Source organism: Chloroflexota bacterium, from assembly GCA_018829775.1.
Classification (GTDB): domain Bacteria; phylum Chloroflexota; class Dehalococcoidia; order Dehalococcoidales; family RBG-16-60-22; genus E44-bin89.
The window spans coordinates 1-10,797 of record JAHJTL010000110.1 but is presented as its reverse complement, the minus strand read 5'-3'; the positions used below and the strand labels follow the sequence as shown (position 1 = coordinate 10,797).

Sequence of the window (10,797 nt, the reverse complement as noted above, 5' to 3'; positions counted from 1 at the left end):
TTCCCCTAGACGGTTCAAAGATAGGTGAAGCTGCCCTACCTTCTGTAGAGAAACTCGTATCCAAACTGACACCGAAAGTAAAAACAGAAGTTACTTTGCTCCAGGTATTACCATCAATGACTCATTATGTTGCCGCCGGGGAGGCAGGCGTGGAAGTCCCCTATAGCGAGAAAGAGATGGCTCTAATTGAAAGGAAGGCCAAGAGCTATCTCGATAAAGCTGCGGAAGAATTCAAAAGCAAGGGAGCCACGGTAAAGACTAAGGTGACCACCGGCAGTCCGGCAGAGGAAATTATTAAGGTAGCTGACGAAACCAAGGCTGACCTGGTGGCCATGTCAACACACGGGCGGCACGGTCTCAGCCGATGGGCGTTTGGCAGCGTTACCGATAAAGTACTGCGAGCCGGAAACTTCCCGGTACTCGTCGTGAGAGTCCCGAAGGGCACCGAAAATATCTAGCTGGCCAATCGGGATTATGGCTAGAGCAGGGTTTGCAGAGACGACACTTTTGTCCCCACTGCTTGATAATGCTTAACTCCCCGACCTCCTCATGACCTGCCACCAATAACTTTACCGCCTATTAAGTTAGAGCGGATGATATAGGTTGTTCCCCCAGATAGGACATCCTGTGCATTTATTCGATTTACTTGTCAACAACCTTTATTTCCAAATTTAACCGTCTTTTAGGGTCTGCCTGACCTTTTACACCCTTAAAGACTAATCCGGTAATCACACTTTTTGGCTTAATGTTCAATCGGAACCGAGTTCCAATCTAACTAACTAAGAAACGAAGGGGATTTGAACAAGTGCTATCTATCAGCTATGTGGTTTCTCCGCCAGAAATTTCGATAATAAAGATTCACTGCCCAAAGGTCCCTCAAATTCCGGCGTGCGATTCCGACTCTCCTCCAGATCGAGGGTAGGCTATAAAACTTACGCCAAACCCAGTCATACCCCTTTTGCAGCATCTCTCGTGACATTAGCTTTGGCTCAAATACAACGTTAGACTCATACTGTGACCAGTCTTTAGTGACTATTCGACCAGTCTTATCTAAGGATTCGTAGAGAGCGGTGCCCGGATACGGTACAGGCCAAACAAACGAAGCGCTCTCTAGCCGCATTTTCTGGGCAAAGCGGACGGTGCGTTCGAAAACATCTTCATCGTCTTCGTCTAAGCCAAGGATAAAGAAGCCGTGGATGGCGATACCGTGGGAGTGAATCTTTCTGATTATCGTTTCGTATTCTTCCACCACATTGACCTTCTTGCCCACCGCCGCCAGATTGGCTGGGGACAGTGTCTCAAACCCGATGAGTAGAGCCATGCAGCCGCTCGCGGCTGCCAGTTTGAGTAATTCGTCATTTCTTGCTACCATAACCGAGGCCTGGGACACCCACTTGATTTGATAGGGAATAAGGGCACGAAAGAGCTCTTTGGCAAACTTGAGGTTGCCGACGATATTATCATCAACGAAGACGATGAGTTCCCTATGGTCCAATGTTTCGATCTCCTTGAGGATTTCTTCTACCGGGCGGCAGCGATAAGTATGGCCGAAGAATGAAGTAACTGAGCAGAAGGAGCAAGCATAGGGACAGCCTCTAGTTGTTGAGAGCGTGTTCCTGAAGTAGTACGCCCCTTTGGCGAACAAGTCTCGCCGGGGGATAGGCAAGTTGAGCAAGCTGGGCCACTCACGTTGGCTGTACATCCTTTGTAGTTTGTTTGCCTTGAAATCATTGACTAGATTGGGCCAAATTCCTTCGGCTTCTCCGATGACTACAGCATCAGCATGCTGGCTTGCCTCTTCGGGCAGAGCGCTAGGATGGACACCTCCTAAGATAACCTTTACTCCCCTCGCTCTGAAGTTATCAGCGATCTCGTAGGCACGTGGCGCTGTGACTGTTAGTGCCGTGATCCCCACTAAATCGATTTCCTTTTGGAAATCAATACCTGTGACATTCCCGTCAGTTAAGGAGACTTCGACCTCCGGTGGAGTTACCGCAGCGACCATCGCCAGACCGAGGGGTGGGATTAACCCCTTTTTCCTCCTTCGAATATTCTCTTGTGTAGCAGGGACGATTAGCTCGAGTTTCACGAGTATGCTTCCTCTTAAGGCTATGTGGAGGCATTTTACAGCAAACCAACCTAACCTGCAATAGAGAACTTCACAACGGTTTGCGTTCTAAAGTTGGTTGTCTTTAGACCACCTGAAAAGGATTCCAGCTGCACATTCTGACGGTATGTTCAATGTCTCCCAGCAGTGATAGAATGTGAGAGAAGTAAATACAGTGATGAAGGAAGTTTTTGACTCAACACTAGGGAGGCATGGTGGCACCAGATACAGGGGTGAGGACGGCCGCTTCGCTCCCAACCCCAACAAGGGGAAGCCGTGGTACTGCCGGAAGTCACCCACGGGTGCGCATCACTGGGTCATCATAGGGTATGAGGGTCGCTGTAAATATTGCCGCGCGCTGTGTGAGTTGCCGACCTCGGCACCAACCTCCACTCTGAAACGGAGTCGTGAATCGTAGCTTCTATCTGAGTTACGGGTTCCGCTGTTTCCATATGCCAGCCGGAGCTGTATTGGGCGTGGGCGGGTGCGAGCTTGGCATAACTTACGAGCCGGACTATACCTTCTGGCTTCTTGTTACTAAAAATATCGCTGTATTCAATAGGTGATGATGTTGTAGAATAACAAAAAAGTCCGACTACAAATCAATAACTGGAGGGTTTTATGGGGTCCAAGGTGATTCTAGTGCAATCTGAGACTTTGGGTAGAGGAGAGGAACAACTCGGGTCTATGTTGATGGCCAGCTTCTTGCGGCTACTTGGTGAGAGTGATAAGAAGCCGAGTACATTGATATTTTGGAATACAGGTGTACGTCTAGTTTGTGAAGGGTCAAAAGTTCTTGATTATGTGAAAAGAATTGCAGAAACAGGTGTAGAGATTCTAGCTTGTACCACTTGCCTTGAATACTTCGATTTGATTGATAAACTGGCAGTTGGCAAACCGACAACTATGGTTAATTCTATCCAATCTATGCTTAATTATGATGTAATTAACCTATAACAATTTAGCAGGATACGCCTCATGAATGGACTTTCGCGAACTTCCCCGTATTGGGAGGGGCGCCACGTTGAGAATCCGGGCCTTAGTTGAACGATCTGACGCCATTGTGTACCTTCGCCGCTTTTGTATGTCCTAGACATGCAACAAAATTGCAATTTGTTCAATGAAGGATCATGAAAGGAAGCGCATCGGATTCATAACCCGAAGGTCGTTGGTTCGAATCCAACCACCGCTACTAATTCGTAAGGCTAATCCCCCACACCGTTAATGCCATATTGGTAAGATTTTTCTTTTTGCTAACGTGATAATGAGTTACATAAGCATACTAAGGCGCCCGATTTAAAATATATTTCTTACGCTTTTCTAATTTATAGCTACAACTCATCTACTCTATAAAAAGCCGTAGATATACCAAAGCAGTAAAAATCCGATATTTGAGCGTATTCGTATATATACGCGGTATATATACAGGCTCGAGGATGTATTAAAAATCACATATTTTCTTCACCTTTCTAACCATCTCTATTAACAAAATGCGCTAAATTGGTATGAAAATCATCAGTAGGTGACCGCTTGTTTCCGCTTTTATGGAGAAAAACTGCTTAACTGTCTTTCTTTGGCTTCTTTTCGTCGTTTTCTAAACAGAATGAAAATATAGGGCCGTACAAGACAAATTATATACGTTAACCATTAATATAATGACGGGCAACTTGCTTGGTCTGCAAACAAATAACACCCTGAACCTAAGTCAGGGTGTCACATATTTACTTATATGCAAACCTAATATACGTAGGTAAAAACAGTTTGGTGTACCTCAGGATGTTACTCTTACGTCCACGTGTACATCCCGATGTTCGTGCAATAGCCTGGCTCTTAGCGAATTCCGTTATGTCTAGCTATTTGTAATGTACCAAATTAGGGGGCATCAGCTCTTCATGTTGGCAAACTGCAGAGGAATGTTGTAATCCTGCTCCTTAAGCAGCCGCATGATTTCTTGGAGGTCATCGATCTTCTTACCAGTGATCCTGACCTGGTCGTCTTGAATAGCTGGCTGGACCTTGATCTTAAGACCCTTGATGAGTTTGACGATTTTCTGGCCGGTCTCTTTGGGGATACCCTCTTTGATAAGGATATCCATCTTTACTGTGCCATGGGAGGTGGGTTCGATCTCCTTGAGGTCCAGACACTTGGGATCCACTTTAAGCCGAGTGCATTGACCAATGAGCATCTCTGTAACTGCTTTAACCTTCCAATCGTCTCCAGTAACAATATGAATATACTTAGCTTTTCGGTCGAAAGTGATCTCAGACTTCACGTTTTTGAAATCGAATCGCGTGGAGATTTCACGCTTCACGTTGTTGATTGCATTGTCCAGTGCCTGCTGGTCCACCTTACTCACCACATCTACTGATGGCATTTTTACCCCCTTGGCAGTGACGATCCATCCGATTAATTTTACCACGAAAGTGACAATGACTCTGAATAATACTCGCTAGCATCTTCCGGGAATAATACTCACAGCTTCTGCCCCGCTCGGCCAATCGTAAGTACAAGAAATCAGACATCTCGATGTTTGTGCAGAACTGACCATTGGCTTGGCCTGCCTCGTGGGAGGCCCTATCTAATCCCTATTTGTCTATCCCCGCTACAAAACTTTATGAGTTCAGCAAACTCCCCGATCCTGCTGCGATTATTGGTCTCAAGAAAACCATCATAGGTAAGGCTGATATATGGTTTTTGATAAGTCGCGCTCAGCTTCTCAGATATTGCTGCCTCGATTCCACCAGGCATACAACCGTGGGGCATAACCGATATCACACCGGCGAACTCCGGATTTTCCAGCCATTCGATTCCCGCACCGATGCTAAGCAACGCCTCGCTCCGGCACTGATGAGGAAGGTACGGGCCTGATCTCGCTAATGTCTCTTCCGTTGATGGTTCTCTCTCTGGTAGCATTTCGCGGTAATGTCGAGCTACCGATCGCTCATCGTGTTCCCGGATGATTTTCCTGATGTAGCCTTCTATTAGTTGCCTGATTTTTCGATACTCGAGCGCGTCCCCGACAGTCGCATAGGAAGCGTACTTTATCGATTCTCCAATAGAAGACACAACAACTTCCAGTCCAGCTTCTTCGCATTCCCTCACCACGTTGCCGTTACTAAATCTGTTAGAGCGCAAATAGATTTCACCGGTGATACCAACCAGTGGCTTTTTGGGCACCTGAAGGTCAACTATGGACTTGAATTCAGAAGTCGCGCTTTTCAAGGTATCAGCCATGTCCTGTTTTCTACGGATGTCACCGGTTACTCGAGCCAAATACTCATCGAACAAGCTATCTGCTCGCCCCTTCACTATTTCGTAAGGACGGGTGCGCCAGAGAAGTTTTTCCAGATAATCAATCGCGACCACCCCCTTCCAGGCAAGGCGTTCAAACCGAGGGCCAAAACCAAAATCGCGATAAGCGCCGTTTACCATGCTGGTCCGTATAGGCAGGTCAAAGCCGATATCTTTGAGAACCCTCATCTGCTCGATAGCATACTTCCCGAAGCGGCACGGACCATATTCCCCGGCCATAATAACCTCAACATCTTTAGATTCATGGCCATGTTCGTAATAGAACCGAATGAAGTCGCCGAGCACTATGCGATATGGCAAACATTCCGTGCCTGAGGTTACCTGGTTGCCATAAAGGAGACTGCGGTCATCAGGCTCTGGTAATACTGCTGCCCTAGCTCCGTGTGCCTCCATAGCTGCAGCAACGGCCTCGACAAACGAACCCATTCGTGGTATGAGGATGGTCTTCTTTGAACGGGAGAGCGGAGATGTTCCCCGATAGATGTACGGGCGCTGAGTATCCTGCCTCGCTGAGCGGGCATACCCCTGAATGGTATCGGCGAAGGCTTCGAGCCGGGTAACGATGCCTGCTTCTGCAGCGTGTTCGTCGATCTCAAGTTGTCCCATGGGCTTATTGCCCGTAATGTCCTCAAGAATCCTCAGTATGAAGGAGTTGGGTCCACAACCGAAGTTAGTTAGTACCAGCCCATACAGATGCGGGTCTGCTGTGACGATAGCCGCTCCGGCAATGAGTTTACCCTCACATGACCAGTAGGGCCGGTCCGTATATTTCTTGGGGTCTATGGAGTCAAGGGGAAGGAAGTCGAGAGATATCGGCACCACACCCAGTTGAGCCAGTTTCTCAGCAATACCAAGGTTCGCTCCTGGGTCCTGGGACATATAGGACCTCGACAAGAGTACCACACCAAGCTGGTTACTGTCACGGATACGTTTTAAGAGAATGTTGCCCAACGTTTTTTTATCTGACTCGAATCTGCGCTGTGCCTCGATTCCAACCTGAGCTGCTTTCTTACTCGTGCTCAGACTGAATCCCATTTTGACGCCCACGCTGGCAAAGCTCTTTATCGTAGCGGCATCGCCCTGACTGAAGTCTATGGTGGGTATCAAAAGGCGCTCTCCAAGGTCAAGAACCTGGCGTACTATGTAAGGGGATGCTTGGACGAGAGGACAAGAGTATTGCTGGTTCTCCTCTCCGTCCCTTATGCCTAATCGGATAGCACACGGGTAGAGCATGTAATCAACTTTGTGAAGGGCAGCTACGTGCCCGTGGAGAAGCTTGAGAGGGAAACAGCTATCGGCGTAGCTCAGCTCAACTGATTGCTCCATGATTTCCTTGTTGGTCTTGCTGGAGAGGACGACCCTGGCATCAAGTGCGTTGAGAAAGCCGATGAGCAGTGGTGCGTAGTCATGCACCACAAGCGCCCTGGGAATCCCGACCGCAGGCCCCGTGCCGGTATTCTCCTTGTACTCCCGGAGAAGCAGTCTTTCGCGCTCATCGAAGAAAGTCTCCTTCTTAGCCTGGCTAAGGGTGCTGTCAAAGAGGTCGCACCTGCTGCCGTAGAACGTAGGTTTCTCATCGGGCACCTGCATACGGGTGATAGCGCAGTTGTTGTTACAGGCCTTACAGGTAAATATAGCGAGAGCGCAATTGGTGTCAATGACCTCATGGAATCCCTTGAATTTTGGCTTATCACCGGAGACTGTCTCTTTGGCAAGAAGCGCTGCCCCCATTGCACCGCTGACTTCTCTATGCTCGGCAACCATCAGGGTTTTGCCTTTCAGTTGCTCAAAAAAGGCTGAGACAACTGCTTGATTGTAGAAGACCGCCCCCGTAAGTATAATCTTACTGCCCAATTTTCTCGTGCCGACTACTTTAGATAGGTAATTCTTGGCGATAGATGTAGCCAAACTGGCGGTGATAACCTCGAGAGATACACCCTCTTGCTGAGCCGAGGCTACCGCTTGGCCCATAAAGGCGGCGCACCTGGTTCCAAGGTCGATGGTATTCGGTGCAGAAAATGCCAGCCTGGCGAAATCTCCATTCGTTACGGAAACGCCCAACATCTCACCCAGTTCATCAATGAAACTACCAGTCCCGGCAGCACACGCCTTGTTCATCTGGTAGTCAACGACAACGCCGTTCCTCTTGATGACCAGCTTGGAGTCCTGACCGCCTACTTCGATAATGTCTGCTTCAGGGTCTATTTCGGCGGCGGCTCTTGTTTGGGCCGTTATTTCATTCTTAACGATGTCTGCCCCAATTAGGCTGCCTATCATGTACCTACCGGAACCGGTAACACCGATTCCGGCTATCCTGACCTTGGATGCACCATCCCGCAAAAGATTTCGGAAGACCTGTTTTACAGCATCAATCGGCCGACCCGCGGTCATCAGGTAGTTCTTGGCTAAAATTGTCTTGCCCGATTCATCAAGTATCACAGCCTTGGTGCTTGTAGAGCCTACATCAACACCCAGGTAGCCCAGGCAGGACTCTTCTATTCGCTGGTTTGTCTTACCTTCAGGAACAGCAACATTCGGAAGCCTGGGCAACTCAAAATGATCCAGTTGTGCATTCGCCTCAGGCAGTGAAATAACCCGGGAACTATGTCCTTTTGATAGTAGAGCTGAGCCCAATGCTGCCATATGAAGGTGGTTTCCGGGTACGATTATCTCGACTTTGTGCCCGTTTCTTGTTGAAAGGGCCTCGCTGAGAGCCTTGACTATAGCTTTATTGGCAGCCACACCGCCGACAAAGTAGACAGGCTCCTCAAAGCATCCCTTACGGAGTGAGACCACCATGCGTGCAATACTCTCACAAAGGGCATAGAGCATAGCTTCGACTGGCACGCCTTTCTGTTGCAGATGTATTAGGTCACTCTTGGCGAAGACGCTACACCTGGCGGCAATTCTGGGCGGACTCCCCTGACATTGCAACGCCAGTGCAGCAAAGCGATCCATGCTAATACCCAGCCTATAGGCCTGCTGCTCGAGGAATCTCCCTGTGCCTGCGGCGCATAGGGGGTTGGAAGCCATCTTCCACGGTTTCTTCAAACCGTCTTCCAGCCCTATCACATGGGAACTCTGGCCGCCGATCTGTATAATGGTCCTAGCATCAGGATGGTTGTGGAGAAGCCCCGATGCTATCGCTAGCGAGTTGCTGTACTCTGCCCAGTTGAGTTCTTTTGGAACTAGTGCTTTGGTAGAACCTGTCACACCAGCAGACACAATTTTGTCAAGATTGAATTGCTGGCCCAGAGTGTCGATGAGTGATTTTACTGCAGCCCTGGCATTCGAAGTTATCTTCCGAACGTCAAGGTGAACAACCCTCCCGTCTTCTGCGATCAGTGACAGTTTGGCGCATACAGAGCCAATGTCAACGCCAAGAAAGTAACTCATACCCGTAATAATAACAAATAGGTGACCTTTGTGACCAGTTCAATCCGCCCAGATGGAAAGTTAAACTAGAGGCAATATCTTGTCTATACCTCTGTGGAGTTGAACCCCTTGCCAGTGCGACACTATTTTGATATAAACGGTGGTGTTATCGGGGGTTGAACATCATGTCAGGTTGTTGTTGTAAAAAGGAACCTTTTTATGGTGCACAATTGCTTGATTTGTGCAGCCCCATACACAAAAAAAGAGGGGGCTCTCCCACTGAATACTTGGGAAGTCCTTACCTTACAACGAGAGACGCTCCGTAGTCAAAATCTGGGCGTTTTTCGGGGTAAGCTGATAGATTCTACCTTGAGAAACAGATAACCACACCGCGGTAGGGCTTCAAGGTCGGCGGGATGCCGTGGAAAGACCTGGCCAGCGTTCTTACCAAGAACGCTGTTATTTACTGTGACATTGATTACAGGGGTAATGGGGTCACACTTTAAGGGGCAGCAGCTCCCGCCGGCAGCCGCCGCTGCGGGGCCAGACTTTCTAACCATTCCAACCTTTCTATCGTTTCCAACCAGGTAGCAGCAGCTCCCGCCGGCTGCCGGCCGCCCTATGTATGTATGTATCTATCTACCTACCTAATCAAAAGTTCCTACCAGTAGAAACCCTAGCGATGCTGATGTTTCTACAGACGAAAACCCATCTACCTATCTATCAGTCTGTGCCGGCAGCGGCCGTCGCCCAGGGGAGCCCGAGCCTTCCAGAAAACAAAATGTTTCCTGGAGTAGACACTAACGTGTATCATAGTGTGCATCATATCACTCATCGTATGATGCACTTTATGGCGCCATGGACCGCCGGCCCCCCGGCCTGGCCACAGGGGTTGTTCATAGGACAAAAAAAGGGGCCGGGGATTTGAACCCCCGACCGCTGGGTGCTATAATAATGCTTGCTGGAGTGGCGGAATAAGACGCTAAGCGTGAGTGCCCGAATCTTTGCCCCGCCGAAAGGTATAGCCGAGAGTGCCCCAGTCGGAAGTCTGGGGATGGTAAAGCTAGAGAAATCTAGTGTGGCTTTAAGGGGAGCTTCCCAAGCTAGTAGCGGAGCGGTCTGGGCTTGGGACTAGACCAGAATGAAGCCAGCAAAGGGCACAGTCTAGGGGTGAGAGAACCCTAGCCCCAGCAAGTATGGCCACCTCGCAGAGAATTGAGTATCTGCGAGCAACGGGGGGAGTGAAAACTCCCCCTGTTCATCATTAGGGCAGCTATTTTGGGACAAAAAAGGGGCCGGGGATTTGAACTCCCGACCCCTTCTTACTTAAGTATATACTTTTAGTATATGATTATAAGTCAAACAATGCCGGCTGCAGCGCCTCCCTTTCAGCCACGGCTGCCTCTTTCTGTTGCCGTCGCTCAGCTCTATCCCTCTCCTGCCTTATGGTGGCCCGCTGCCGATAAATCCATTCCTTCAGCCTATTCAGGTCCCGCAGCTGGTCATCCCGCAGCGACTCCACCCGGATATCCTCGGGCATCTCGCCTTGTTTATGGCGCTGGTATGTCTTGCCGGCAATATAAAGATAGATTTGTGTCCAGTCATGGTCCATAGGCGCTTCCAGGCTGGCGGTGTAGAGATAGGCGCAGGCTTCAGCGTCGGTACCGGTCATCTCTCCTGTCTTGAGAGCTTCCACGTTTGACATGAGGCGCTCCATGGTGATGGCGCCTTTAAGCCAATCCGGGAGGGTATCTCCCCAGCCCCCGGGCATGACAAGAATGGGATCCGTAAAGACGCCTACGATATCGGAGATGCCTTTCTCAATAGTGCTCAAATGTCACCTCCTTTCTGGGCATGGTTACCCCTTGCTAAACCGTTGGAAAACAACGGTTTACCCGTTAGTCCTTGAACCTGGTTATGTGCAGGCAGGCGTAGTGAGCCCGGTAGTTGTCAATCGGGCTTTCCCAGAAGCCGTTGCGGAAGTCGAGTAGGTAGTGCCAGTA

The 10,797-nt window shown here is 49.2% G+C and carries 7 protein-coding genes; 2 read left to right on the top strand and 5 right to left on the bottom strand.

Annotation, left to right across the window (positions count from 1 at the left end):
- Positions 1-458: universal stress protein (locus KKD83_10620; GenBank protein ID MBU2536598.1), on the top strand; the 458-nt coding region annotated here is incomplete at its 5' end.
- Positions 459-808: 350 nt separating this feature from the next.
- Here the strand turns inward: KKD83_10620 and KKD83_10615 are convergent.
- Entirely contained in the window at positions 809-2,089 is a 1,281-nt protein-coding gene (locus tag KKD83_10615; GenBank protein MBU2536597.1) for a B12-binding domain-containing radical SAM protein, read from the bottom strand.
- Between the two features lie 639 nt (positions 2,090-2,728).
- Here KKD83_10615 and yedF point away from each other — a divergent pair.
- Complete coding sequence (gene yedF / locus KKD83_10610; GenBank protein ID MBU2536596.1) at positions 2,729-3,064, top strand: sulfurtransferase-like selenium metabolism protein YedF; 336 nt, start codon at positions 2,729-2,731, stop codon at positions 3,062-3,064.
- 925 nt (positions 3,065-3,989) lie between these two features.
- Here the strand turns inward: yedF and KKD83_10605 are convergent.
- The 4 genes from KKD83_10605 to KKD83_10590 form a co-directional block, all read right to left on the bottom strand.
- Positions 3,990-4,481, bottom strand: coding sequence for a YajQ family cyclic di-GMP-binding protein (locus KKD83_10605; GenBank protein ID MBU2536595.1), 492 nt, complete (start codon positions 4,479-4,481; stop codon positions 3,990-3,992).
- Between the two features lie 200 nt (positions 4,482-4,681).
- Positions 4,682-8,815: a hypothetical protein gene (locus KKD83_10600; GenBank protein MBU2536594.1), complete on the bottom strand. Its 4,134-nt coding sequence runs from the start codon at positions 8,813-8,815 to the stop codon at positions 4,682-4,684.
- A gap of 305 nt (positions 8,816-9,120) precedes the next feature.
- Positions 9,121-9,354 carry a hypothetical protein gene (locus KKD83_10595; protein MBU2536593.1) on the bottom strand — a complete coding sequence of 78 codons (234 nt, stop codon included), beginning with the start codon at positions 9,352-9,354 and terminating at the stop codon, positions 9,121-9,123.
- A 791-nt stretch (positions 9,355-10,145) separates the two neighbouring features.
- The gene (locus KKD83_10590; GenBank protein MBU2536592.1) at positions 10,146-10,628 is read right to left on the bottom strand and encodes a hypothetical protein; all 483 of its coding nucleotides are present in this window, start codon (positions 10,626-10,628) and stop codon (positions 10,146-10,148) included.
- Between the last annotated feature and the right edge of the window lie 169 nt (positions 10,629-10,797).